Here is a 23,409-nt window from a genome sequence, read left to right on the forward strand (position 1 = left end):
CGTTCCTTGTTTGTTCCTGTACCGCTTTTGTTCCGCATTCGGAGCGCGGAGTCAAGCGACGCGAGGCCGTCGCGATAAAAAGAACGGAGAGAGAACGCCTGCTGTGGTTAATCAGCCGAACTGGAGCGGCACCACTCGGCCGTGGTCGAGCGAGATCGCCCGGTCCATCTTCGCCGCCAGCTCGTGGTTGTGCGTGGCGATGAGAGCCGCGACGCCGGACTGACGGACGAGCGCGGTCAGGGCGTCGAAGACGTAGTGCGCCGTTTCCGGGTCGAGGTTGCCGGTCGGCTCGTCGGCGAGCAGGACATAGGGGCTGTTGGCGACCGCGCGCGCGATCGCGACGCGCTGCTGCTCGCCGCCGGAGAGTTCGGCCGGGCGGTGCTCGGCGCGCGGGCCGATGCGCATGTAGTCGAGGAGCTGGCGTGCCCGCTCGGCCGCCACCTTCTGCGACAGGCCCCGGATCATCTGGGGCAGCATGACGTTTTCGAGCGCCGAAAACTCCGGCAGGAGATGGTGGAACTGGTAGACGAAGCCGATCGTCTCGCGCCGCATGGCGGTGCGCCCGGCGTCGTCGAGGCTGCCGCATGCCTCGCCGTTGACGTAGACCTCGCCGGCATCCGGGCGGTCGAGCAGGCCCGCGATGTGGAGCAGCGTCGACTTGCCGGCGCCGGACGGCGCGACGAGTGCGACCATCTCGCCGGGCGCGATCTCCACGTCCGCACCGGCGAGCACGGTCAACCGGCTCTCGCCCTCGCGATAATGGCGTTCCACCTTGTCGAGCTTCAGCGACGGCTTGCCGGATGTCATTCGTAACGCAACGCTTCTACGGGATCGAGCCGCGACGCCTTCCAGGACGGAAAGATCGTTGCGAGGAAGGCCAGCACCAGTGCCATGACGACGACCGCCGTGACGTCCGCCGGCTTCACCTCCGCCGGCAGCTGGCTGAGGAAGTAGAACTCCGGGTTGAAGATCGTGGTGCCGGAGATCCACGAGAAGAAGTCGCGGATCCGCTCGATGTTCAGGCAGAACAGCAGGCCGAGACCGAAGCCGGCAAGCGTCCCGGCCACGCCGATCGAGGCGCCGGTGATCAGGAAGACCCGCATCACCGCGCCCTTGCTCGCGCCCATCGTCCGGAGGATGGCGATGTCGCGGCCCTTGTCCTTCACCAGCATGAACAGGCCGGAGATGATGTTGAGCGCCGCGACGAGGATGATCAGCGTCAGGATGATGAACATCACGTTCCGCTCCACCTCGAGGGTGGAGAAGAAGGCCTGGTTCTGCCGCTGCCAGGTGACCGTGAAGTTGGGCCGCCCTGCGGCCTGCTCGATCGGCGCCTGCAGGTCGACGACATCGTCGGGATTGTCGACGAAGATCTCGACCGACTGCGCCTTGTCCTCCTGATTGAAGAACAGCTGCGCCTCGCTCAGCGGCATGTAGACATAAGCCGCGTCGTATTCGGACAGGCCGATCTCGAAGATCGCGACCACCGGATAGGCCTTCACCCGCGGCGTCACGCCGAGCGGCGTCGCGTCCCCCTCCGGCGAGACGAGCGTGATGAGGTCGCCGACCGCCAGTCCGAGGCTCTCGGCCAGCCGCGTGCCGATGGCGACGCCGCCGGATCCGTCGAAACCGTCGAGCGTGCCCGACTTGACGGTGTCCGACACCGCCTTCAGCTGCTTCAGGTCGCCGCCCCGCACGCCTTTCACGAGTGCGCCCGTGCCGCCGCCCCGCGGTCCGGAGGCAAGCACCTGCCCTTCGATCAGCGGCATCGCATACGCCACACCCGGCACCTTCGACACCGCCTCGGTCACCTCGGCATAGTCTGTCAGCGGCGTGTCGATCGGCTGCAGGATCACGTGGCCGTTCACCCCGAGGATGCGGCTGAGAAGCTCGGTGCGAAAGCCGCTCATCACCGCCATCACGATGATCAGCGCGGCGACGCCGAGCATGATCCCGACGAAGGAGAAGCCGGCGATCACCGACACGCCGGCATCCCGGCGGCGCGAGCGCAGATAGCGCGCGGCGATCATCCACTCAAAGCGGGAGAACGGCTGGGAGCGCACGCTCCCCTGCGGGCTGCCGGCTGTCGTCTCCTCGGTCATGCGCCGCCGATGCGGTTCAGGGCGGCGTCGAGGGACAGCGTCTCACGTTCACCCGTCTTGCGCCATTTCAGCTCGACCTCGCCGGATTTGGCGCCGCGCGGGCCGACGATCACCTGCAGCGGCAGGCCGATCAGGTCCATCGTCGCGAACTTGGCACCGGCGCGGGTGTCTCCGTCGTCGTAGAGGACATCCTGTCCGGCCGCTCCTAGCCGGGCGTAAAGCTCGTCGCAGATCCGGTCACAGTCCGCATCGCCCGGCTTCATGTTGATCAGGCCGACATCGAAGGGGGCGACCGAGGCGGGCCAGATGATGCCGTTCTCGTCGTGCGAAGCCTCGATGATCGCCGCGATCACCCGGCTCGGGCCGATCCCGTAGGAGCCCATGAAGACCGGCTGCTCCTTGCCGTCGGGCCCGGTCACGAGCGCCTTCATCGGCTCCGAGTACTTCGTGCCGAAGTGGAATATGTGCCCGACCTCGATGCCGCGGGCCGACACCTTCTCGTCCTCGGGCAGAGCCTCCCAGGCCGCTTCGTCGTGCATCTCCTCGGTCGCCGCATAGGGTGCCGTCCAGCGCTCGACGATCGAGGCGAGACCGGCCGCGTCGTCGAAGTCGACGTCCTCGCCCGGCACCTGCAGCTCGAGAAAGTCCTTGTGGCAGAACACGGCGCTTTCGCCGGTCGAAGCCAGGATGATGAACTCGTGGCTGAGCTCGCCGCCGATCGGACCGGTGTCGGCACGCATCGGGATGGCATGGACGCCGAGCCGCGCGAAGGTGCGCAGGTAGGCGACGAACATGCGGTCATAGGCGGTCTTGGAGCTCTCGTAGTCGAGGTCGAAGGAGTAGGCGTCCTTCATCAGGAACTCGCGCGAGCGCATCACGCCGAAGCGCGGACGCACCTCGTCCCGGAACTTCCACTGGATGTGGTAGAGATTGAGCGGCAGATCCTTGTAGGAGCGCACATAGGAGCGGAAGATCTCCGTCACCATCTCCTCGTTCGTCGGACCGAACAGGAGATCGCGCTCGTGCCGGTCCTGGATCCGCAGCATCTCCTTGCCGTAGTCGTCGTAGCGTCCGCTCTCCCGCCACAGGTCGGCGGACTGGATCACCGGCATGAGGAGCTCCAGGGCGCCCGTCCGGTTCTGCTCCTCCCGGATGATCGCGGAAACCTTGTCGAGAACGCGCTTGCCGAGCGGCAGCCAGGAGTAGATGCCGGCGGCCTGCTGGCGGATCATGCCGGCCCGCAGCATCAGCCGGTGCGAGACGATCTCCGCTTCCTTGGGAGTCTCTTTGAGGATCGGCAGAAAAAATCGCGACAGGCGCATGGAGCTGCGGGCACTTTCTGAAGGCAGGGCGGAGCCGCCGGACTATCGAGGCGGTTCATAGACGTTCATAGGGCCGTTGAAAAGTCAGCCGGGCCGGTTGGCGCGAAACCGAGCAAACCGTGATCAATGCGAGCGCAGATTGGTCTTAAAATCGTCACAGAGGTGAAGATTCTTCGTGACAATCCGCTTCACGCTCTGTAGCCTCCTGACAATAAACAGGAGCACTTACGAGGCTCCGAACTTTCGGTCTAGTCTTGGGAGGACCTGATTTCCGGCGCGTCCGCGCAGCCCTGGCTCGAGAAGCCGGTGTGAAATCGAGACCAACTGAAAAGCAGGGCTGCGGCTCTGCTTTTTTTTCGTCCGTACGAACGACCGGCCGACAGCGTCAAGTTCCAGGGATGATGTGCGGGATGTCGTCGATCCCGAAGCCCAGAACGTCGACGATGACGATGAGCAACCCGACGATCACCAGCGATGCGATCGTGGTGTGCAGCAGCTTGCGCCACAGTCGGAACTCGGCCGGAGCGCCATGATCGGTCCCGAGCGTGACGTTGCCCTCCTCGGCCTGCGAGCGCATGCCGATCGGCAGGATCGCGAAGAGCACCGTCCACCAGACGGTGAAGAACACGGCGAACCACGTCACATAGGCCATGTCTAGACCTCCTCGAGTTCGATCAGCGTGCCGTTGAAATCAGCCGGATGCAGGAACAGCACCGGGCGCCCGTGCGCGCCCGTCCGCGGTTCTCCGCCCCCGAGCACCCTCGCCCCGCTTGCCTGCAGCCGCGTCGCTGCGGCCCGCAGATCGCCCACCTCGTAGCAGACGTGATGCAGGCCGCCGCGCGGATGCTCGTCGAGGAAACGGACGAGCGGCGACTTGGCGCCGAGCGGACTGATCAGTTCGACCTTGCTGTTGCCGAGATCGACGAAGACCACGGTCACGCCATGCTCGGGCAGCGGCAGCGGCGCGGAAACCGCGGCGCCGAGCCTGTCCCGGTACCTTGCCGCCGCGGCTTCGAGATCCGGCACGGCGATCGCCACGTGGTTCAGGCGGCCGATCACCCCTGCCCCTTGCCGCCCGCCTGGGTGACGAAGACGGTGGCGATCGGCTTCTTGCCCCAGGCATCGTTGGCGGCTGCGCGCACGGCGCGGCGGACCGCCTCCTGCAGCATCGCCAGATCCTTGCGCCGGTTGCGCGGAATGCTCTCGATCGCGCCGGCTGCGGCGTCGATCAGAAGGTCCTCGATCTCCTCGCCGTCGAAGTCCGCCTCGGGCAGCCCGAGCGCCACGACGTCCGGCTCGCCGCGCAACTCCAGCTGGGCGTTGAGCTGCACCAGCACACAGACGTGCCCGGCGAAGGACAGGCGGCGCCGCTCGTCGATCCCCATCTCCTCGATGGTGCCGATCAGGCGGCCGTCCTTGTAGACGCGCCCGACCGGCACCTCGTCGATCACCTCGGCCGGCCCCGGGTAGAGCCGGAGCATCCGGCCGTTGCGGATGGAGACGACCTCCGGCACGCCCTGCCCGCGCGCGAACTTCGCATGCGCGGTCAGATGCGCCGCCTCGCCATGCGCGGGCACGGCGATCTTCGGCCGGACCCAGTCGTACATCTGCTTCAGCTCGCTGCGGCGGGGGTGGCCGGAGACGTGGACGAGCTGCTCCCCATCCTCGAGGACGATCACGCCCCGGTCGATCAGCGCATTCTTGATGTCGATGATGCCGCGCTCGTTGCCGGGAATGGCGCGCGAGGAGAAGATCACCATGTCGCCCTTCGACAGGGCGACTTCCGGATGTTCGTCCCGTGCGAGCTTGGCAAGCGCGGCACGCGGCTCGCCCTGGCTGCCGGTGAGGATGATCACCGCCTTGTCGCGCGGCAGGTAGCCGAAATCCTGCTCCGAGAGGAACGGCGGAAGGCCCTCCATGTAGCCGAGCTCGGAGGCGACATCGTTCATGCGTCGCATCGAGCGGCCCATCAGCAGCACCTGGCGCCCCGCCCCTTCGGCCGCCTGTGCGACCGCGCGGATGCGGCCGATGTTGGAGGAGAAGGTGGTCACCGCCACGCGGCCCTCGGCCTTTGAGATGATGTCGCGCAGCGACCGGGTGACGTCGGTCTCGCTCGGCGACACGCCGTCGCGCAGCGCGTTGGTCGAATCGCAGACCAGCGCCAGCACGCCCTCGTCGCCGATCGCCCTCAGCCGTTCACCATCGGTCGGCGCGCCGAGCGCCGGCGTCGGGTCGATCTTCCAGTCGCCGGTGTGGACGACCGTGCCGACCGGGGTGCGGATGGCGAGCGCCACCGGCTCGGGGATCGAGTGGGTGACGTTGATTGCCTCGATCGAGAAGGGGCCGCACTGGAAGCGGTCACCCGCCTTGAACACGGTGACCGGGATCTGCGGCGCGCCGGTCTCTCCCTCGCGCTTGGCCTCCAGCAGGCCGGCGGTGAAGGCGGTGGCATAGACCGGCACCTTGAGCCGCGGCCAGAGGTCGAGCAGCGCCCCGTAGTGATCTTCGTGGGCATGGGTGATGACGATCGCCTTCAGCGCATGCCGCTCGGCTTCCAGGAAGCGGATGTCGGGCATGATCAGGTCGACGCCCGGGGCTTCCGGCCCGGCGAAGGAGACGCCGCAGTCCACGGCGATCCACTCGCGGTCGTCCTCCGGTCCATAGCCGTAGAGCGCGAGGTTCATGCCGATCTCGCCGATGCCGCCGAGTGGGAGGAATACCAGCTGGTCCAATGTGTTACCGTTCTTCAGGTTCACGGCCGGAGCCGGGCCCCGAGCCTTTGCGTGGTGCGACGCCATCGCGCCGCCAGTCATGCCGTTTCCTCGGGCTTAACGCAGTCGGTCCGGCAGGAAAAGCTCACCGGCCGAGATCGCGCGGCGGGCGCCGCCCTCCTCGTCGAGAAGCAGGCGTCCCGCCTCGTCCAGTGCGACGAAGCGCCCCTTGAGGGAGCGGTCCGGAAGATTGATCGTGCAGGCTTCGCCGAGGCCGGATGCGTGCGCCAGCCAGTCCCGCCGCACGGCGGCGAAGTTCTGGCCGCGATCCCAAAGGTCGAGCGCGGTCTCCACGCCACCCGCCAAGGCCTCGAAGACGAGGTCGAGATCAGCCGGCAGGCCTTCCGCGGCAAGGCCCGTCACCGGATAGGGTGTGTCGCCGGGCACGTGCGCGACGTTGACGCCGCAGCCGATGACGACCGCCCGTCGTCCATCAGGGAGTCGCTCGGTTTCGGTCAGGATGCCGACCGCCTTCCGCCCACCGATCAGGATGTCGTTCGGCCACTTGATGCGGATGTCGGGCCGCGGGCGTGCGGGCAGCGAAGCCAACCCGTCGCGCACCCCTAGAGCGGTGACGAGCGGCAGGTTCTGCAGGTGCTCGAGCGGAGCCGGCTCGATCAGGAGCAGGCTGGCATAGAGGTTGCCGGCCTCCGAGACCCATGCCCGGCCGCGCCGGCCGCGCCCTGCGGTCTGCCGTTCCGCCGTCACCCAGAGCGGGCCTGGGTCGCCGCTGCGCGCCGCCTCGAAGGCGACGGTGTTGGTGGAGCCGACCGCTTCGAGCGCAAGCCGGCGCCGGGGGCGCGTCGCCACGGGTTAGAAGAAGCTCCGGGCAGCGGCTTCCGCGGCGGCGGCGATCGACGGCCCGACGAACAGGTAGACCGGGAAGATGAACAGCGCCGCGGCGCCGAGCACCACCCGCATCTCCATCGCCATCGGCACGAAGCTCTCCGCCGGCTCGTCGAACCACATCACCTTCACGAGGCGGAGGTAGTAGTAGAGGCCGACGGCGCTGGCGAGGACGCCGATCACGGCGAGGCCGTAGAGCTGCGCCTGCACGGCGGCGACGAAGACGAAGTACTTGGCGAAGAAGCCGGCGAGCGGCGGCAGGCCGGCGAGCGACAGCATCAGGATGGTCAGGAACAGCGCCATCACCGGGTTGGTGCGCGACAGACCGGCAAGGTCGTCGATCTCCTCGACGACGCCGTCACGCCGGCGCATCGACAGGATCACCGCGAAGGTGCCGAGGGTCATGGTCATGTAGATGGCCATGTAGATCAGGACACCGCGCACGCCGGAGACGTTGGCGGCCGCGAGGCCGACCAGCGCGTAGCCCATGTGGCCGATCGAGGAGTAGGCCATCAGCCGCTTGATGTTGCGCTGGCCGATGGCGGCGAACGAGCCGAAGGCCATCGAGGCGATCGAGATGAAAACGATCACCTGCTGCCAGTCCGGCGTCAGCGGGCCGAAGCCTTCGACCGTGAAGCGGGTGAGAAGCGCCATCGCCGCGACCTTCGGCGCACCGGCGAAGAACGCCGTGACCGGGGTCGGCGCACCTTCGTAGACGTCCGGCGTCCACATGTGGAACGGCACCGCCGAGATCTTGAAGGCGAGGCCGGCGAGCACGAAGACGAGGCCGATGATGAGGCCGAGCGACCGACCTTCGGCGGCGAGCGAGGCGATCGCATCGAACTGGATCTGGCCGGTGAAGCCATAGATCAGCGACGCACCATAGAGCAGCATGCCCGAGGAGAGCGCGCCGAGGACGAAGTACTTCAGCCCCGCCTCGGTCGAGCGCACCGAGTCGCGGTTGATCGCAGCGACCACGTAGACCGCCAGCGACTGCAGCTCGAGGCCGAGATAGAGCGCGATCAGGTCGCCCGCCGAGATCATCACCATCATGCCGATGGTCGAGAGCACGATGAGGACCGGGAACTCGAAGCGGTCGAAACGCTCGCGCTCGGCAAAGCCCACGGACATGACGATCACCACCGCCGAGCCGATCAGCACCAGCACCTTCATGAAGCGCGCGAAGGGATCGAGGATGATCGAGCCGCCGAAGGCGACGCCGTCCGGCGTCACCGTGACGAGCACGAGCCCCGCGCCCACCAGCAGCGCGGCCGCAAGGCCGCTGACGGTCGGCGCGCTCCGCTCGCCCATGAACAGCCCGATCAGGAGCAGCGCCATCGCCCCGATTGCAAGGATCAGTTCCGGCGCGACGATCGCGAGGCTGGAGGAGACGAAGTCAGGGGTCATGAAGGTCGTCCCGCGTCCTTAGTGTGCCGAAGCGAGCGCGGGGGCCGCGTGGACGGCCGCGCTGTAGCTGTTGACCAGCGCCTCGACCGAGGCCGCCGTCGCGTTGAAGACCGGCATCGGATAGACGCCGAAGAAGATCACCAGCGCCACCAGCGGGTAGAGCAGAAGCTTCTCGCGACCGCTGAGATCGAGGATCGAGCGCAGGCTGTCCTTGTCGAGCACACCCCAGATCACGCGGCGGTACAGCCACAGCGCATAGGCGGCCGAGAAGATGACGCCGGTCGCGGCGAAGACGGCGACCCAGGTGTTGGCCTGGTAGACGCCCATCATCGTCAGGAACTCGCCGACGAAGCCGCTGGTGCCGGGCAGCCCCACATTGGCCATCGTGAAGATCAGCATCACGGTCGCGTAATGCGGCATCCGGTTCACGAGGCCGCCATAGGCGGCGATCTCGCGGGTGTGCATGCGGTCGTAGACGACGCCGACGCACAGGAACAGCGCGCCCGAGACGAGCCCGTGGGAGAGCATCTGGAAGATCGCGCCCTGCACGCCCTGGGCGTTAGCCGCGAAGATGCCCATCGTGACGAACCCCATGTGGGCGACGGACGAGTAGGCGATCAGCTTCTTGATGTCCTCCTGCATCAGCGCGACCAGCGAGGTGTAGACGATCGCCAGCACCGACAGCGTGTAGACGAGCGGCGCGAAATCGGCCGAGGCGAGCGGGAACATCGGCAGCGAGAAGCGGATGAAGCCGTAGCCGCCGAGCTTCAGGAGGATGCCGGCGAGGATCACCGAGCCCGCCGTCGGCGCCTCGACGTGCGCGTCCGGCAGCCAGGTGTGGACCGGCCACATCGGCATCTTCACCGCGAAGCTCGCGAAGAAGGCGAACCAGAGCCAGGGCTGCATCGCCGCCGGGAACGGATGCTGCAACAGCTCGGGAATCGAGCTCGTGCCGGCGTCCCAGTACATCGCCATGATGGCGATCAGCATCAGCACCGAGCCGAGGAAGGTGTAGAGGAAGAACTTGTAGCTCGCGTAGACGCGCCGCTTGCCGCCCCAGACGCCGATGATCAGGAACATCGGGATCAGGCTGCCTTCGAAGAAGATGTAGAAGAGGACGATGTCGAGCGCGCAGAAGACGCCGACCACCAGCGTCTCGAGCACGAGGAAGGCGATCATGTACTCCTTCACGCGCGCCTGCACCGACTCCCAGCTTGCCAGGATGCAGATCGGCATCAGGAAGGTCGTCAGGATGACGAACAGCATCGAGATGCCGTCGACGCCCATGTGATAGCGGATGCCCGAGCCGACCCAGTCGGAGTCCTCGACCATCTGGAAGCCGGGGTTCGACGGGTCGAAGCCGATCCAGATGAACAGCGACACGACGAAGGTGATGACCGTCGTCCACAGCGCGACGTTGCGGATGTTGCGGCGGGCGAGCGCGTTGTCGTCCTTGATCGGCAGGATGATCAGGACGCCGACCAGCGGCGCGAACGTGACCAGCGAGAGGATCGGCCAGTCTATCATCAGTTCATTCCCCCGACCATCATCCAGGTGACGAGCGCCGCGACGCCGATCAGCATGGCGAAGGCGTAGTGATAGAGGTAGCCGGTCTGCAGGCGGACCACGCGGTTGGTGACGCCGAGCACGCGCGCCGAGACACCGTCGGGCCCGAAGCCGTCGATGATCGTGCCGTCACCGGTCTTCCAGAGGAAGCGGCCGAGGCGCTTGGCTGTGCGCACGAAGACGAGGTCGTAGAGCTCGTCGAAGTACCACTTGTTGAGCAGGAACTGGTAGAGGCCGGGGTTGCGCTGCGCGACAGCGTCCGCCGTGCGCGGCGAGCGGATGTAGAAGATCCACGCCGTCACCAGCCCGATCACCATCATCACGAAGGGCAGGATCGCGATCAGGAACGGGATCTCGTGCATGTCATGGAGGACATGGTTCTCTGCCCCGGTGAACAGCGCCGCGTGCCAGAACTCGCCGTAGCCCTCCCCGACGAAGGACCCCTCGAAGAGCAGGCCGGCGAGCAGCGCACCCGCCGCCAGCACGAACAGCGGCACCAGCATCACCATCGGCGACTCGTGCACGTGGTGCATCACCTCGTGCGAGGCGCGTGGCTCGCCGTGGAACGTCATGAAGATCAGGCGCCAGGAGTAGAAGCTCGTCAGGAGCGCGGCGAGCACCGTCATCATGAACCCGTAGCCGGCCATCGCGTTGTGCCCGACATAGGCGCTCTCGATGATCGCGTCCTTGGAGAAGTAGCCGGCGGTCAGCGGGAAGCCCGTCAGCGCCAGCGTGCCGATGACCATCATCCAGTAGGTGACCGGGATGTGCTTCCGCAGGCCACCCATGTTGCGCATGTCCTGCTCGTCCGAGACGGCGTGGATCACCGAGCCGGCGCCGAGGAACAGCAGCGCCTTGAAGAAGGCGTGCGTGAACAGGTGGAAGATCGCCGGGCCATAGGCGCCGACCCCGAGGGCGACGAACATGTAGCCGAGCTGCGAGCAGGTCGAATAGGCGATGACGCGCTTGATGTCGTTCTGCACGAGGCCGATCGTAGCAGCGAAGAACGCGGTGGTCGCCCCGATGAATGTCACGACCGTGAGCGCCGTCGGCGAGAGCTCGAACAGCGGCGACATGCGCGCGACCATGAAGACGCCGGCGGTCACCATCGTCGCGGCATGGATCAATGCCGAGACCGGAGTCGGGCCTTCCATCGCGTCGGGCAGCCAGGTGTGCAGGCCGATCTGCGCCGACTTGCCCATGGCGCCGACGAAGAGGAGGAGGCAGACCGCGGTGAGCGCGCCGGACATCGGCAACGCGTAGCCGAGGAAGTGCAGGACGATGTCGCCATGCGCCGCGCCCTCGCCCGCCGCGTCCGCGCCGTGGCCGCCGAGCTGCGCCGCGAGATCGGCCGTGCCGGCGAAGATCGTGTCGAGATTGACCGAGCCGAACAGCACGAAGACGCCGAAGATTCCGAGCAGGAAGCCGAAGTCGCCGACGCGGTTGACGATGAAGGCCTTCATCGCCGCGGCGCTCGCCGAGGGCTTCTTGTACCAGAAGCCGATCAGGAGATAGGAGGCGAGACCGACCCCCTCCCAGCCGAAGAACATCTGGACGAGGTTGTTGGCCGTCACCAGCATCAGCATCGCGAAGGTGAACAGCGACAGATAGGCGAAGAAGCGCGGCCGGCTCGGATCGTGGTGCATGTAGCCGATCGAGTAGACGTGCACGAGCGCCGAGACGGTGTTGACGACGACGAGCATCACCAGCGTCAGGCGGTCGATCCGCAGCGACCAGTCGACGGCGAGGTTGCCCGACTGGATCCACTGCAGCATCGTCACGCGCAGGGTTTCGCCCTCTCCGAGCCCGAAGGAGATGAAGGCGATCCAGGAGAGGACTGCGGCGAGCACCAGCAGGCTCGAGGTGACGTATTCGGAGGCCTTGGCGCCGATCGAGCCGCCGAACAGGCCCGCGATCAGGAAGCCGACGAGGGGCAGAAGAACGATGATCTGGTACATCGCGGAGTTCAACCCTTCATCGTGTTGACGTCGTCGACCGCGATCGAGCCGCGGTTGCGGTAAAAGACCACCAGGATCGCAAGGCCGATCGCCGCCTCGGCGGCCGCCACCGTCAGCACGAACAGGGCGAAGACCTGACCGGCGAGGTCGTTCAGGAAGGCCGAGAAGGCGACGAAGTTGAGGTTCACGGCGAGCAGGATCAGCTCGACCGACATCAGGATGGTGATGATGTTCTTCCGGTTCAGGAAGATGCCGAAGACGCCCGTCACGAAGAGGATGGCGCCGACGGTCAGATAGTGTCCGAGACCGACTTCCATGTTCGCCCCCTCGCCCTTCAGATGCCCTTGCCGCTCTCGACGCGACGGATTTCGATGGCGGTCGCCGGCGTGCGGGCGACCTGCCGCGCGATCGACTGCCGCTTGACGTTCTCCTTGTGGCGCAGGGTCAGCACGATCGCACCGATCATGGCGACGAACAGCACGAGCCCGGCCAGCTGGAAGAACAGGATGTAACGCGTGTAGAGCACCGCCCCGAGTGCCTGGATGTTGGACATGGCCGCGAGCGGCGGGGTCGGCAGCGCGGTCGCCGTCGCCAGGTGCGGCTGGTAGTAGGTGCCGGTGACGCCGATGATCAGCTCGGCCAGCAGCACCACCCCGATGATCGCGCCGATCGGCGCATATTGCTGTGCCCGCTGGCGCAGGCCCGTGGTGTCGAGGTCGAGCATCATGACCACGAACAGGAACAGGATCGCCACGGCGCCGACATAGACGACGATCAGGATCAGCGCGAGGAACTCGGCGCCGGTCAGCAGGAACAGACCGGCGGCACTGACGAAGGTGAGGATCAGAAACAGGACCGAGTGGACCGGATTGCGCGAGAACACCACCATCAGCGCCGCCGCGATGCTGACGAAGGCGAAGATGTAGAAGAACAGCGCTTGCAGACCCAGCATCTCGGGTTCCTCGGGGTTCGGTCACTTGGCAGGGCCGCCGCGGCGAACGCACGGCCTTCGGCGGGAATCGGCGGCATGCGCGCGGCCCGCGCCCGCCGCCGTGGGATTAGCGGTACGGCGCGTCGAGCGCAATGTTCTGGGCGATCTCGCGCTCCCAGCGGTCGCCGTTCGCGAGCAGCTTGTCCTTGTCGTAGTAGAGCTCTTCGCGCGTCTCGGTGGAGAACTCGAAGTTCGGCCCCTCGACGATGGCGTCGACCGGGCAGGCCTCCTGGCAGAAGCCGCAGTAGATGCACTTCACCATGTCGATGTCGTAGCGCACCGTGCGGCGGGTGCCGTCGTTGCGACGCGGACCGGCCTCGATGGTGATCGCCTGCGCCGGGCAGATCGCCTCGCACAGCTTGCAGGCGATGCAGCGCTCCTGCCCGTTCGGATAGCGGCGCAACGCGTGCTCGCCCCGGAAGCGCGGGCTCACCGGGTTCTTCTCGAACGGGTAGTTGATGGTGGCCTTGGGCCGGAAGAAGTAGCGCATCGACAGGCCGAAGGCCTGCACGAACTCCTTCAGGAACCAGGACTGGATCGTCTGGGTCAGGGCACTCATGACTTCAGCCTCCCGGATGAGGCGGCAAGGGATGCGCCGGCAGAGGCCGACGGCTCCGATTTCAGATCAGCCAACCGCTGCCAGCGGCAGCGAGCGGCGTCGGGCAGGCGCCGGGGCGCCTAGAAGGTGTTGCCCCAGCCGGTGAGCTGCAGCACGAAGGCCACCACCACCACCATCGCCAGTGACAGCGGCAGGAAGATCTTCCAGCCGAGGCGCATCAGCTGGTCGTAGCGGTAGCGCGGGACGAAGGCCTTCACCATGGCGAACATGAAGAACACCAGCGCGACCTTGGCGAGGAACCAGATGACACCGGGGATCCAAGTGAAAGGGACGAAGTTGAACGGCGGCAGCCAGCCCCCGAGGAACAGGATCGTCGTCAGGCAGCACATCAGGGTGATGGCGGCGTACTCGCCGAGCATGAACATCATGTACGGGGTGGAGCCGTATTCGACCATGAAGCCGGCGACGAGCTCGGATTCGGCCTCCGGCAGGTCGAACGGCGGCCGGTTCGTCTCGGCAAGCGCCGAGATGAAGAACACCACGAACATCGGGAACAGCGAGAGCCAGTGCCAGTCGAGGAAGGTGTTCGGCAGGCCGAGCATCGTCCCGAGACCGTCCTGCTGCGCATAGACGATGTTGGTGAGGTTGAGCGAGCCGACGCAGAGCAGCACCGTGACGATCACGAACCCGATCGACACCTCGTAGGACACCATCTGCGCCGCCGAGCGGAGCGCGCCGAGGAAGGCATACTTGGAGTTCGATGCCCAGCCGCCCATGATCACGCCATAGACCTCGAGCGAGGAGATGGCGAAGACGTAGAGGATGCCGATGTTGATGTTGGCGATCACCCAGCCGTCGGCGACCGGAACGACGGCGAAGGTGGCGAGCGCCAGCACCACAGCGACGAGCGGCGCCAGCAGGAACACGCCCTTGTTGGCGCTGGCCGGGATCGTCGGCTCCTTCAGAACGAACTTCAGAAGGTCGGCGAAGGACTGGAACAGCCCCCAGGGGCCGACGACGTTCGGGCCCCGTCGCAGCTGCACCGCCGCCCAGACCTTGCGGTCGGCAAGCAGGATGTAGGCGATCAGGACGAGGAGCACGACCAGGAACAGCAGGCTCTGCCCCAGGATGATCAGCGCCGGCCAGACATAGAGCGAGAAGATGTCCATGGGTCCGTCGTTCCTATTCCGCCGCCTGCAGGTGCTCGGCCTGGGCCAGCCGCGAGCACTCGGCCATGACCTTGGAGGCGCGGGCGATGGGGTTGGTCAGGTAGAAGTCCTCGACCGCGCGGCCGAAGCCGGCGCCCGAGATCGTCCCGGCGCGGTCGGCGAGCGCGGTGATCGCCGCGGCATCCGCCGGCTCGATCGTATCGGACCGATACGCCGGATGGGCGGCGTAGATCTCGGCCCGCAGCTGCCCAAGCGAGTCGAACGGGAGCTTGTGGCCGAGCACAGCCGAGAGGGCGCGCAGGATCGCCCAGTCCTCGCGCGCGTCGCCCGGCGGGAAGGCGGCGCGGCTACCGGTCTGGGCACGCCCTTCGACGTTGACCCAGGTGCCGGACTTCTCGGTGTAGGCCGCGCCCGGCAGGATGACGTCGGCGCGGTGCGCGCCGCGGTCGCCATGCGTGCCGACATAGACGACGAACGGCCCCGGCGCGATCTCGATCTCGTCGGCGCCGAGATTGAACAGGACGTCGACCCCGCCCGCCGCCATCTCGGCAGCCGTGCGGCCGCCCTCGCCCGGCACGAAGCCGATGTCGAGGCCGCCGACGCGGCTCGCGGCGGTCTGCAGGACGTTGAAGCCGTTCCAGCCGGCGACGCTCGCGCCGATCTCGCGGGCGAGCGCAGCGACCGCCGCGAGAACGTCGCCGCCCCGCTCGCCGCGCAGCGCGGCCTGGCCGAGGATGATCATCGGGCGCTCGGCGGCGTTCAGCGCGTCGAAGAAGCCGCGGTTCGCCTGCTCGATGTTCGACAGGGTGTCGGGGCCGGCACCGAGATAGGTGTGGTCGTAGCGCAGGTCCGCGGCCTCGCCGACGACACCGATCGGGAACGCGCCGACGCGCCAGCGCTTGCGGATGCGGGCGTTGAGCACCGACGCCTCGAAGCGCGGGTTCGCGCCGATGATCAGGAGCGCGTCGGCCTGCTCGATGCCGGAGATCGTCGTGTTGAAGAGGTAGGAGGCGCGTCCGTCCGCCGGATGGTTCACCGATCCGTCCTGGCGGCAGTCGACGTTGGCCGATCCGAGCGCGCCCATCAGCCGCTTCAGCGCCCACATCTCCTCGACCGCCGCGAGATCGCCGGCGATCGCGCCGATCCGCTCCGCCGATGTTCCCGAGACCCTGGCTGCGATGGCGGCGAAGGCCTCGTTCCAGCTGGCCGGCTGCAGCCTGCCGTCGCGACGCACATAGGGTCGGTCGAGCCGCTGGGTCCGCAGGCCGTCCCAGACGAAGCGGGTCTTGTCGGAGATCCACTCCTCGTTGATCGCCTCGTTGGTGCGCGGCAGGATGCGCATCACCTCGCGACCGCGCGTGTCGACGCGGATCGCCGAGCCGACGGCGTCCATGACGTCGACCGTCTCGGTCTTCGAGAGCTCCCAGGGCCGGGCCTGGAAGGCGTAGGGCCGCGAGGTCAGCGCGCCGACCGGGCAGAGGTCGATGACGTTGCCCTGCAGCTCGGAGGTCATCGCCTGCTCGAGATAGGTGGTGATCTCGGCGTCCTCGCCGCGACCGACGAGGCCGAGCTCGGAGATGCCGGCGACCTCGGTGGTGAAGCGGACGCAGCGCGTGCAGTGGATGCAGCGCGTCATGATCGTCTTCACCAGCGGGCCAATATACTTGTCCTCGACGGCGCGCTTGTTCTCGCGGTAGCGCGAGGAATCGACGCCGAAGGCCATCGCCTGGTCCTGCAGGTCGCACTCGCCACCCTGGTCGCAGATCGGGCAGTCCAGCGGGTGGTTGATGAGGAGGAACTCCATCACCCCCTCGCGCGCCTTCTTCACCATCGGCGTGTTGGTGAAGATCTCCGGCGCCTCGCCGTTCGGGCCGGGGCGCAGGTCGCGCACGCCCATGGCGCAGGACGCCGCCGGCTTCGGCGGGCCACCCTTCACCTCGATCAGGCACATGCGGCAGTTGCCGGCGATCGACAGGCGCTCGTGGAAACAGAAGCGCGGAATCTCGGCGCCCGCCTCCTCCGCCGCCTGCAGCAGCGTGTAGTGGTCCGGAACCTCGATCTCGTTGCCGTCGACTTTGATCTTTGCCATCGTCTTTTCCGAATTCCGACCGGCCGCCTCAGCGGGCTCGTTCAAGCTCTTCGACCCGGCGGATCCGATCGTCGATCCTCGCCTCCAAGGCCGTATTGCGAAGGTTCGCGTGCGAACCGAGACCCACCGCGGTTGCCGTCGTTTCCTGCCAGTCGTCGATCTTCTTGTTCAATTCGCCGAGCTGACTGCTCATCTCGTCAAAGCGCAGGTCATGCCGATCCAGCTTGCCGCGAATATCCCGCAACAGCGTCAGGATCAGATTGTCCGGCCCTTCGCTCATCCCGTCCTACTCCGCCGCTTCCAGCACCACCGGAGCACGGTGCGGGTCGGCGTTGTAGGAGAACTCGTCGATGCGCCGCTCGATCTCGGCGCGGAAGTGGCGCACCAAGCCCTGGATCGGCCAGGCCGCCGCGTCGCCGAGTGCGCAGATGGTGTGGCCCTCGACCTGCTTGGTGATCTCGAGCAGCATGTCGATCTCGCGCTTCTGTGCGTTGCCGACGACCATGCGCTCCATGATGCGCCACATCCAGCCGGTGCCCTCGCGGCAGGGCGTGCACTGGCCGCAGCTCTCGTGCTTGAAGAAGTAGGCGAGCCGGGCGATCGCACGCACGATGTCGGTCGACTTGTCCATGACGATCACGGCCGCAGTGCCGAAGGACGACTTGACCCCGCGCAGGCCGTCGAAGTCCATCGGGCAGTCGATGATGTCGGCCGCCGGGACCACCGGGCAGGATGCACCGCCGGGGATGACGGCGAGGAGGTTGTCCCAGCCGCCCCGGATGCCGCCGGCATGCTTCTCGATCAGCTCGCGGAACGGGATCGACATCGCCTCTTCGACGGTGCAGGGCCGCTCCACGTGGCCGGAGATCATGAACAGCTTGGTGCCGGTGTTGTTCTGCCGGCCGATGCCGGCGAACCAGGCGCCGCCGCGGCGCAGGATGGTCGGGGCGACGGCGATCGACTCGACGTTGTTGACCGTCGTCGGGCAGCCGTAGAGGCCCATGTTCGCCGGGAACGGCGGCTTCAGCCGCGGCTGGCCCTTCTTGCCCTCGAGGCTCTCGAGGAGTGCCGTCTCCTCGCCGCAGATATAGGCGCCGGCGCCGTGATGGACGATGATGTCGAAGTCCCAGCCGCACTTGTTGTCGCGGCCGAGCATCCCGGCGTCGTAGCACTCATCGATCGCCTGCTGCAGCGCCTCGCGCTCGCGCACATATTCGCCGCGCACATAGATGTAGGCGGTGTGGGCGAGCATCGCGAAGCCCGCGATGATGCAGCCCTCGATCAGCGTGAAGGGGTCGTTGCGCAGGATCTCCCGATCCTTGCAGGTGCCGGGCTCCGACTCGTCGGCGTTGACGACGAGGTAGTGCGGCCGCTCGCCCACCTCCTTCGGCATGAAGGACCACTTCATGCCGGTCGGAAAGCCTGCTCCGCCGCGCCCGCGCAGGCCCGAGGCCTTCATCTCGTTGATGATCCAGTCGCGACCCTTGCCGATGATGTCGGCAGTGCCGTCGAAATGGCCGCGCGCCATCGCGCCCTTCAGGCTCTTGTCCCGGAGGCCGTAGATGTTGGTGAAGATGCGGTCGCTATCCTGCAGCATTCGTCGTTCCCCGTGCCCGCCTTCAGGCGCCTTCGCCCGACGGCGCGGACGCCAGCGCCCTCGCCTGCTCGATCCAGCGGTCGCGAATGGCGCGGCCCCGGAAGTTCAGGTGATCGTCGATCCAGACCAGTTCCTCGTCGTCCCACCCGGCGATCTGCCGGAAGTGGTAGACGCCGAGGTCGTTCAGCTTCTCCTCGAGCACCGGGCCGACGCCCTTGATGCGCTTGAGGTCGTCCTTCTCACCCTCCGGAGCGGCGAGCAGCCCCTCCGGCTTGCGTCCGATGGGGCTGGGACCGTCGTGCTCGAGCGTATGCCCGGCGGGCGCGCCGCCCTTCGGCTCGTCGAAGCTGTCGTCGATCACCGGACCGGCGGTCACGTCGTCGCTACGGCGCAGCGCCTCGGGCGTGCCCGGCGCGACCTGATCGCGGCCGGTGAGGTCGGCGCTCGCGCGATTCTCGCCCGCGTCCGGACCGCCGTCGTCCGGCCGGTACTTCGGCGACACGACCTGGTCCTCGGCCGCAAGACCTTGCGAGACGGCGCTCCCGGAGGTGCGGCCCTGCAGGGCGGCCGTGTTCTTGGTCTCCTCGTCGTCCTTCTCGGCGGCGCCCGTCGGACCCGCTTCCGTGCCACCGGTGTGGCCGGCGCCGGGCCGGCTTGCACCTTCGGCGGGATCGACGCTCGCCGCCTGCTCGGCGGCTTCGTTCTTGTCCTGAGGGGCGACGTCGCCAGGGCTCTTCAGGGATGGATCGGTCTCGGCGGCATCGCTGTCCGGACGCCCGGCCTTCGACGGCGGCATCGAGACGTGCTCGCCGGCGCCATTGCCCTGAGGCGGCGCACCTTCGGCGGCCGCACCACTGTCGGCTTCGCCCTCGGCACCCTCGTCGGCACCGTCGTCCGTCAGCGAGGTCAGGCCACCGATCGGCGCCGATCCGCGGCGATCGATCTGCGGACCCGGCAGGATGCTCTCGCCCTCGCCCCGCCCGAAGGCGTCGATGATCTCTTCCAGCCGCTCGGGGGTCAGATCCTCATAGGTGTCCTTGAAGATCATCACCATCGGCGCATTCACGCAGGCACCGAGGCACTCGACCTCTTCCCAGGACAGGGTGCCGCTCTCGTTCAGGTGGAACGGCTCGGCATGGATCTTCTTGCGGCACACGGCCTTCAGCTCGTCCGAGCCGCGCAGCATGCAGGGCGTGGTGCCGCAGACCTGCACGTGGGCGCGGGTGCCGACCGGCTTCAGCTGGAACTGGGTGTAGAAGGTGGCCACCTCGAGGACGCGGATCAGCGGCATCGCCAGCCGGTCTGCGACGTGCTCGATGGCGGCCTTGGTCACCCAGCCATCCTGCTCCTGCGCGCGCATCAGCAGGGGAATCACGGCCGACTGCTGCCGACCCTCGGGGTATCGGGCGATCGCGCGCTCGGCCCAGGCCGCGTTCGCCTCGTTGAAGGCGAAGCTGGCTGGCTGAACGCTGTCTTCCGCAAGACGTCTGACCGACATCGGACCTCGACTTAACTAGAATGATTACAAGCGCAGCGCCGCGCGCCTTCTAGCACAGATGCGCCAGAAGGCCAGCGATGCGGGGACGCCGGACGGGACGGGACGATCTGCGCCGGGCGCTGCCAGCCGCCGCGGGCTTCGCTCCCGACGATGCCGCCGCGCCCGCGAACCGATGTCCGCTCCGCCCGCCTGCCCATCACCGGTCGACTTCGCCGAACACGATGTCGAGCGATCCGAGAACGGCCGAGACGTCGGCCAGGAGATGACCGCGGCACATGAAGTCCATCGCCTGCAGGTGGGCGAAGCCGGGGGCCCGGATCTTGCAGCGATACGGCCGGTTGGTGCCGTCGGCGACGAGGTAGACGCCGAACTCGCCCTTCGGCGCCTCGACGGCGGCATAGACCTCGCCTTCCGGCACGTGGAAGCCTTCGGTGTAGAGCTTGAAGTGGTGGATCAGCGATTCCATCGATCGCTTCATCTGGCCGCGCGGGGGCGGCGCCACCTTGCCGTCGAGGGTGGTCACCGGCCCATGGCGCTCGGCGCCCTGCAGGCGCTCGACGCACTGCTTCATGATGTGGACCGACTGACGCATCTCCTCCATGCGGATAAGGTAGCGGTCGTAGCAGTCGCCGTTCTTGCCGATCGGGATGTCGAACTCCATCTCGTCGTAGCCGTCATAGGGCTGCGACTTGCGAAGATCCCAGGGGGCGCCGGAGCCGCGCACCATGACGCCCGAAAATCCCCAGGCCCAGCAATCGTCGAGGCCGACGACGCCGATGTCGACGTTGCGCTGCTTGAAGATGCGGTTGCCGGTCAGGAGGTCGTCGATGTCCTTCAGGGTCGACAGGAACGGGTCGCACCACGCGCCGATGTCGTCGACGAGCTCCGGCGGCAGGTCCTGGTGCACGCCACCGGGCCGGAAATAGGCCGCGTGCATGCGCGAGCCGGAGGCGCGCTCGTAGAAGACCATCAGCTTCTCGCGCTCCTCGAACCCCCACAGCGGCGGGGTCAGCGCGCCGACGTCCATCGCCTGGGTCGTCACGTTGAGGAGATGCGAGAGAATTCGCCCGATCTCGGAGTACAGGATGCGGATCAGCTGGCCGCGCTTCGGCACGGTGAGGCCGGCGAGCTTCTCGATCGCCAGGCAGTAGGCGTGCTCCTGGTTCATCGGCGCGACGTAGTCGAGCCGGTCGAAGTACGGCAGCGCCTGGAGGTAGGTGCGCGCCTCGATCAGCTTCTCGGTGCCGCGATGCAGCAAGCCGATGTGGGGATCGACGCGCTCGACCACCTCGCCGTCCAGCTCCAGCACGAGTCGCAGCACGCCGTGCGCCGCCGGGTGCTGGGGGCCGAAATTGATGTTGAAGTTGCGGACGTCGATTTCAGCCATTCGGCTTGTCCTCGCTCGACGCGAACTGCGCGAGGAACTCGGCGCCGGTCATCGTCTGGGTCTCGTTGGCGAAGTCGTACCAGCCCGGCTTCGAATCGATGAAGATCTGCATCGTGAAGGCCGGGTCGCCGAGATCCTCGAGCGCCGTCGCCGAGATCGCGTAATGCTGCTCGTCCTGGCTGCGCCAGAACAACGGCGTGCCGCAGGTCGTGCAGAAGCCGCGCTCGCCCCAGCCGGAGGACTGATAGACGCCGAGCTGGTCGATGCCGGCCAGCACCACGTTCTCGGCGTTGCCCACCGCCATGAAGGGACCGGCTGCCCAGCGCCGACAGATGTCGCAGTGGCAGGCGCCGACCTCGACCGTCTCGAAGTCGGCATCGATGCGGATACCGCCGCAGAGGCATTTCGCCTGAAGTCGTCTGGCCGTCATGACCGCCCTCGCCTCAGTTGCTCTTCTCGTCGCCGGGCAGGACGTATTCAGGTCCCTCCCAGGGCGACAGGAAGTCGAAGTTGCGGAACTCCTGGCGCAGCTCCACCGGCTCGTAGACGACGCGCTTCAGCACCTCGTCGTAGTGCACCTCCACGAAACCGGTCAGCGGGAAGTCCTTGCGCAGCGGATGCCCCTCGAAGCCGTAGTCGGTGAGGATGCGCCGCAGGTCGGGATGCCCGGTGAAGAGAATGCCGTAGAGGTCGTACGCCTCGCGCTCGAACCAGTCGGCGCCTGGAAAGACGTCGCAGATCGAGGGCACCGGATCGTCCTCGCCCGTCGCGAGCTTGATGCGGATCCGCTGATTCTGCCGCGGCGAGAGCAGGTGATAGACCACCTCGAAGCGCTCGGCCCGCTCGGGATAGTCCACCCCGCAGATGTCGACGAGGTTCACGAACTGCGTCTGCGGATCGTCGCGCAGCATCGTCGTCACCCCAGCGATCTCCGCCGGCGGCACGATCAGGGTCAGCTCGTCGAAGCGAAGGCGCGCCTCGATCAGCCTGTCGCCCAGGGCCTCGCGAAGATAGTCGGCGAGTTCGTTCATGCGGGTCGAACCTTATAGAGACTCAGCGCTCGATCGTGCCGGTTCGGCGGATCTTCTTCTGCAGCAGCAGGACGCCGTAGAGCAGCGCCTCGGCGGTCGGCGGGCAGCCCGGGACGTAGATGTCCACCGGCACGACCCGGTCGCAGCCGCGCACCACCGAGTAGGAGTAGTGGTAGTAGCCGCCGCCATTGGCGCAGGAGCCCATCGAGATGACGTAGCGCGGCTCGGGCATCTGGTCGTAGACCTTGCGCAGCGCCGGCGCCATCTTGTTGGTGAGCGTCCCCGCCACGATCATCACGTCCGACTGGCGCGGCGAGGCGCGCGGCGCGAAGCCGAAGCGCTCCGCGTCGTAGCGCGGCATCGACATCTGCATCATCTCGACGGCGCAGCAGGCGAGACCGAAGGTCATCCACATCAGGGAGCCGGTGCGGGCCCACTGGATGAGATCCTCCGACGAGGTGACGAGAAAGCCCTTGTCGGCGAGCTCGTTGTTGAGATCGGTGACGAACGGATCATTCGCCGCCGGAACGCTCTCCGGACCGGCCGGCGGTGTGGCGAGAGCGCTGGAGCTGGTGGTCAATCCCATTCGAGGGCACCCTTCTTCCATTCATAGACGAAGCCGACCGTCAGCACGCCGAGAAACACCATCATCGACCAGAAGCCGGCCCAGCCGAGCACGCCGAAGGAGGCCGCCCAGGGAAACAGGAAAGCAACCTCGAGGTCGAAGATGATGAAGAGGATCGAGACGAGGTAGAACCGCACGTCGAACTTCATGCGCGAGTCGTCGAAGGCGTTGAAGCCGCACTCGTAGGCCGACAGCTTCTCGTCGTCCGGCGCCTTGAAGGCGAGCAGGAACGGCGAGACGAGCAGGGCGAGGCCGATGATCAGTGCGACACCGACGAAGATCACGATCGGCAGATAGGAAGCGAGCAGCTCCGGCACGGCGGCAGTCCTCGGTTTCGTCGCCGCGGCCGCGTACGGCTTGAGGGAACCGGGCGGCGGCGGCGTTTCGGCAGCGTCAGTCTGATCTTGCGGAGGTCGGTCCGCGATGATCCGACGTCAATGCGACGGCGCGGCCTCAGCGGCCGCTTCGCATTGCGGCGAGACCTATCCGGT

At 67.0% G+C, this 23,409-nt stretch carries 23 protein-coding genes; all 23 read right to left on the reverse strand.

Annotated features, from left to right (window positions below):
* Positions 1–111 precede the first annotated feature (111 nt).
* A complete protein-coding gene (locus NPA30_RS10725) occupies positions 112–807 on the reverse strand; it encodes an ABC transporter ATP-binding protein (RefSeq protein WP_256802664.1) in 696 nt (231 codons plus the stop codon).
* On the reverse strand, positions 804–2,102 hold the full coding sequence (locus NPA30_RS10730; RefSeq protein WP_256802665.1) for a lipoprotein-releasing ABC transporter permease subunit: 1,299 nt from the start codon (positions 2,100–2,102) through the stop codon (positions 804–806). Before NPA30_RS10730 ends, NPA30_RS10725 begins: the two co-directional genes overlap by 4 nt.
* On the reverse strand, positions 2,099–3,424 hold the full coding sequence (proS, locus tag NPA30_RS10735) for a proline--tRNA ligase (RefSeq protein ID WP_256802666.1): 1,326 nt from the start codon (positions 3,422–3,424) through the stop codon (positions 2,099–2,101). The genes NPA30_RS10730 and proS overlap by 4 nt, the downstream gene beginning before the upstream one ends.
* Positions 3,425–3,809: 385 nt before the next feature.
* Positions 3,810–4,076, reverse strand: coding sequence for a DUF1467 family protein (locus NPA30_RS10740; RefSeq protein WP_256802667.1), 267 nt, complete (start codon positions 4,074–4,076; stop codon positions 3,810–3,812).
* Positions 4,077–4,078: 2 nt separating this feature from the next.
* Positions 4,079–4,483 carry a methylmalonyl-CoA epimerase gene (gene mce, locus NPA30_RS10745; RefSeq protein WP_256802668.1) on the reverse strand — a complete coding sequence of 135 codons (405 nt, stop codon included), beginning with the start codon at positions 4,481–4,483 and terminating at the stop codon, positions 4,079–4,081.
* On the reverse strand, positions 4,480–6,108 hold the full coding sequence (locus tag NPA30_RS10750; RefSeq protein WP_256802886.1) for a ribonuclease J: 1,629 nt from the start codon (positions 6,106–6,108) through the stop codon (positions 4,480–4,482). The genes mce and NPA30_RS10750 overlap by 4 nt, the downstream gene beginning before the upstream one ends.
* 144 nt (positions 6,109–6,252) lie before the next feature.
* Positions 6,253–7,005: a biotin--[acetyl-CoA-carboxylase] ligase gene (locus NPA30_RS10755; protein WP_256802669.1), complete on the reverse strand. Its 753-nt coding sequence runs from the start codon at positions 7,003–7,005 to the stop codon at positions 6,253–6,255.
* A gap of 3 nt (positions 7,006–7,008) precedes the next feature.
* Complete coding sequence (gene nuoN / locus NPA30_RS10760) at positions 7,009–8,448, reverse strand: NADH-quinone oxidoreductase subunit NuoN (RefSeq protein WP_256802670.1); 1,440 nt, start codon at positions 8,446–8,448, stop codon at positions 7,009–7,011.
* Between the two features lie 18 nt (positions 8,449–8,466).
* On the reverse strand, positions 8,467–9,975 hold the full coding sequence (locus NPA30_RS10765) for an NADH-quinone oxidoreductase subunit M (RefSeq protein WP_256802671.1): 1,509 nt from the start codon (positions 9,973–9,975) through the stop codon (positions 8,467–8,469).
* Positions 9,975–11,972, reverse strand: coding sequence for an NADH-quinone oxidoreductase subunit L (gene nuoL / locus NPA30_RS10770; RefSeq protein WP_256802672.1), 1,998 nt, complete (start codon positions 11,970–11,972; stop codon positions 9,975–9,977). Before nuoL ends, NPA30_RS10765 begins: the two co-directional genes overlap by 1 nt.
* An 8-nt stretch (positions 11,973–11,980) precedes the next feature.
* Positions 11,981–12,289: an NADH-quinone oxidoreductase subunit NuoK gene (gene nuoK / locus NPA30_RS10775; RefSeq protein ID WP_256802673.1), complete on the reverse strand. Its 309-nt coding sequence runs from the start codon at positions 12,287–12,289 to the stop codon at positions 11,981–11,983.
* Positions 12,290–12,306: 17 nt separating this feature from the next.
* On the reverse strand, positions 12,307–12,921 hold the full coding sequence (locus tag NPA30_RS10780) for an NADH-quinone oxidoreductase subunit J (protein WP_256802887.1): 615 nt from the start codon (positions 12,919–12,921) through the stop codon (positions 12,307–12,309).
* Positions 12,922–13,030: 109 nt separating this feature from the next.
* Positions 13,031–13,522, reverse strand: a complete 492-nt coding sequence (nuoI, locus tag NPA30_RS10785; protein ID WP_256802674.1) for an NADH-quinone oxidoreductase subunit NuoI — start codon at positions 13,520–13,522, stop codon at positions 13,031–13,033.
* Between the two features lie 119 nt (positions 13,523–13,641).
* The gene (nuoH, locus tag NPA30_RS10790) at positions 13,642–14,691 is read right to left on the reverse strand and encodes an NADH-quinone oxidoreductase subunit NuoH (RefSeq protein WP_256802675.1); all 1,050 of its coding nucleotides are present in this window, start codon (positions 14,689–14,691) and stop codon (positions 13,642–13,644) included.
* 13 nt (positions 14,692–14,704) lie between these two features.
* Positions 14,705–16,780 carry an NADH-quinone oxidoreductase subunit NuoG gene (gene nuoG / locus NPA30_RS10795; protein ID WP_256802676.1) on the reverse strand — a complete coding sequence of 692 codons (2,076 nt, stop codon included), beginning with the start codon at positions 16,778–16,780 and terminating at the stop codon, positions 14,705–14,707.
* 28 nt (positions 16,781–16,808) lie between these two features.
* Positions 16,809–17,060: a hypothetical protein gene (locus tag NPA30_RS10800; protein WP_256802677.1), complete on the reverse strand. Its 252-nt coding sequence runs from the start codon at positions 17,058–17,060 to the stop codon at positions 16,809–16,811.
* A gap of 6 nt (positions 17,061–17,066) precedes the next feature.
* Positions 17,067–18,377: an NADH-quinone oxidoreductase subunit NuoF gene (gene nuoF / locus NPA30_RS10805; RefSeq protein ID WP_256802678.1), complete on the reverse strand. Its 1,311-nt coding sequence runs from the start codon at positions 18,375–18,377 to the stop codon at positions 17,067–17,069.
* A gap of 22 nt (positions 18,378–18,399) precedes the next feature.
* On the reverse strand, positions 18,400–19,875 hold the full coding sequence (nuoE, locus tag NPA30_RS10810) for an NADH-quinone oxidoreductase subunit NuoE (protein WP_256802679.1): 1,476 nt from the start codon (positions 19,873–19,875) through the stop codon (positions 18,400–18,402).
* 196 nt (positions 19,876–20,071) lie between these two features.
* Positions 20,072–21,262, reverse strand: a complete 1,191-nt coding sequence (locus NPA30_RS10815) for an NADH-quinone oxidoreductase subunit D (RefSeq protein WP_256802680.1) — start codon at positions 21,260–21,262, stop codon at positions 20,072–20,074.
* A complete protein-coding gene (locus NPA30_RS10820; RefSeq protein WP_256802681.1) occupies positions 21,255–21,692 on the reverse strand; it encodes a GFA family protein in 438 nt (145 codons plus the stop codon). The genes NPA30_RS10815 and NPA30_RS10820 overlap by 8 nt, the downstream gene beginning before the upstream one ends.
* Positions 21,693–21,705: 13 nt before the next feature.
* A complete protein-coding gene (locus tag NPA30_RS10825; protein WP_256802682.1) occupies positions 21,706–22,293 on the reverse strand; it encodes an NADH-quinone oxidoreductase subunit C in 588 nt (195 codons plus the stop codon).
* Positions 22,294–22,315: 22 nt separating this feature from the next.
* The gene (locus tag NPA30_RS10830) at positions 22,316–22,879 is read right to left on the reverse strand and encodes a NuoB/complex I 20 kDa subunit family protein (RefSeq protein WP_256802683.1); all 564 of its coding nucleotides are present in this window, start codon (positions 22,877–22,879) and stop codon (positions 22,316–22,318) included.
* Positions 22,870–23,235, reverse strand: a complete 366-nt coding sequence (locus tag NPA30_RS10835; RefSeq protein WP_256802684.1) for an NADH-quinone oxidoreductase subunit A — start codon at positions 23,233–23,235, stop codon at positions 22,870–22,872. Before NPA30_RS10835 ends, NPA30_RS10830 begins: the two co-directional genes overlap by 10 nt.
* Between the last annotated feature and the right edge of the window lie 174 nt (positions 23,236–23,409).

Origin of the sequence: Mangrovibrevibacter kandeliae, assembly GCF_024519155.1 — a bacterium.
Classification (GTDB): domain Bacteria; phylum Pseudomonadota; class Alphaproteobacteria; order Rhizobiales; family Rhizobiaceae; genus Mangrovibrevibacter; species Mangrovibrevibacter kandeliae.

Coding starts and splice junctions, on each gene's coding strand:
- NPA30_RS10725 (WP_256802664.1), bottom strand. CDS start 807: ATGACATCCGGCAAGCCGTCGCTGAAGCTCGACAAGGTGGAACGCCAT.
- nuoE (WP_256802679.1), bottom strand. CDS start 19,875: ATGTCGGTCAGACGTCTTGCGGAAGACAGCGTTCAGCCAGCCAGCTTC.
- proS (WP_256802666.1), bottom strand. CDS start 3,424: ATGCGCCTGTCGCGATTTTTTCTGCCGATCCTCAAAGAGACTCCCAAG.
- NPA30_RS10750 (WP_256802886.1), bottom strand. CDS start 6,108: ATGAACCTCGCGCTCTACGGCTATGGACCGGAGGACGACCGCGAGTGG.
- nuoH (WP_256802675.1), bottom strand. CDS start 14,691: ATGGACATCTTCTCGCTCTATGTCTGGCCGGCGCTGATCATCCTGGGG.
- nuoK (WP_256802673.1), bottom strand. CDS start 12,289: ATGGAAGTCGGTCTCGGACACTATCTGACCGTCGGCGCCATCCTCTTC.
- nuoG (WP_256802676.1), bottom strand. CDS start 16,780: ATGGCAAAGATCAAAGTCGACGGCAACGAGATCGAGGTTCCGGACCAC.
- nuoL (WP_256802672.1), bottom strand. CDS start 11,972: ATGTACCAGATCATCGTTCTTCTGCCCCTCGTCGGCTTCCTGATCGCG.
- NPA30_RS10825 (WP_256802682.1), bottom strand. CDS start 22,293: ATGAACGAACTCGCCGACTATCTTCGCGAGGCCCTGGGCGACAGGCTG.
- NPA30_RS10730 (WP_256802665.1), bottom strand. CDS start 2,102: ATGACCGAGGAGACGACAGCCGGCAGCCCGCAGGGGAGCGTGCGCTCC.
- NPA30_RS10820 (WP_256802681.1), bottom strand. CDS start 21,692: ATGACGGCCAGACGACTTCAGGCGAAATGCCTCTGCGGCGGTATCCGC.
- NPA30_RS10815 (WP_256802680.1), bottom strand. CDS start 21,262: ATGGCTGAAATCGACGTCCGCAACTTCAACATCAATTTCGGCCCCCAG.
- nuoI (WP_256802674.1), bottom strand. CDS start 13,522: ATGAGTGCCCTGACCCAGACGATCCAGTCCTGGTTCCTGAAGGAGTTC.
- NPA30_RS10830 (WP_256802683.1), bottom strand. CDS start 22,879: ATGGGATTGACCACCAGCTCCAGCGCTCTCGCCACACCGCCGGCCGGT.
- NPA30_RS10740 (WP_256802667.1), bottom strand. CDS start 4,076: ATGGCCTATGTGACGTGGTTCGCCGTGTTCTTCACCGTCTGGTGGACG.
- nuoN (WP_256802670.1), bottom strand. CDS start 8,448: ATGACCCCTGACTTCGTCTCCTCCAGCCTCGCGATCGTCGCGCCGGAA.
- NPA30_RS10800 (WP_256802677.1), bottom strand. CDS start 17,060: ATGAGCGAAGGGCCGGACAATCTGATCCTGACGCTGTTGCGGGATATT.
- NPA30_RS10765 (WP_256802671.1), bottom strand. CDS start 9,975: ATGATAGACTGGCCGATCCTCTCGCTGGTCACGTTCGCGCCGCTGGTC.
- nuoF (WP_256802678.1), bottom strand. CDS start 18,377: ATGCTGCAGGATAGCGACCGCATCTTCACCAACATCTACGGCCTCCGG.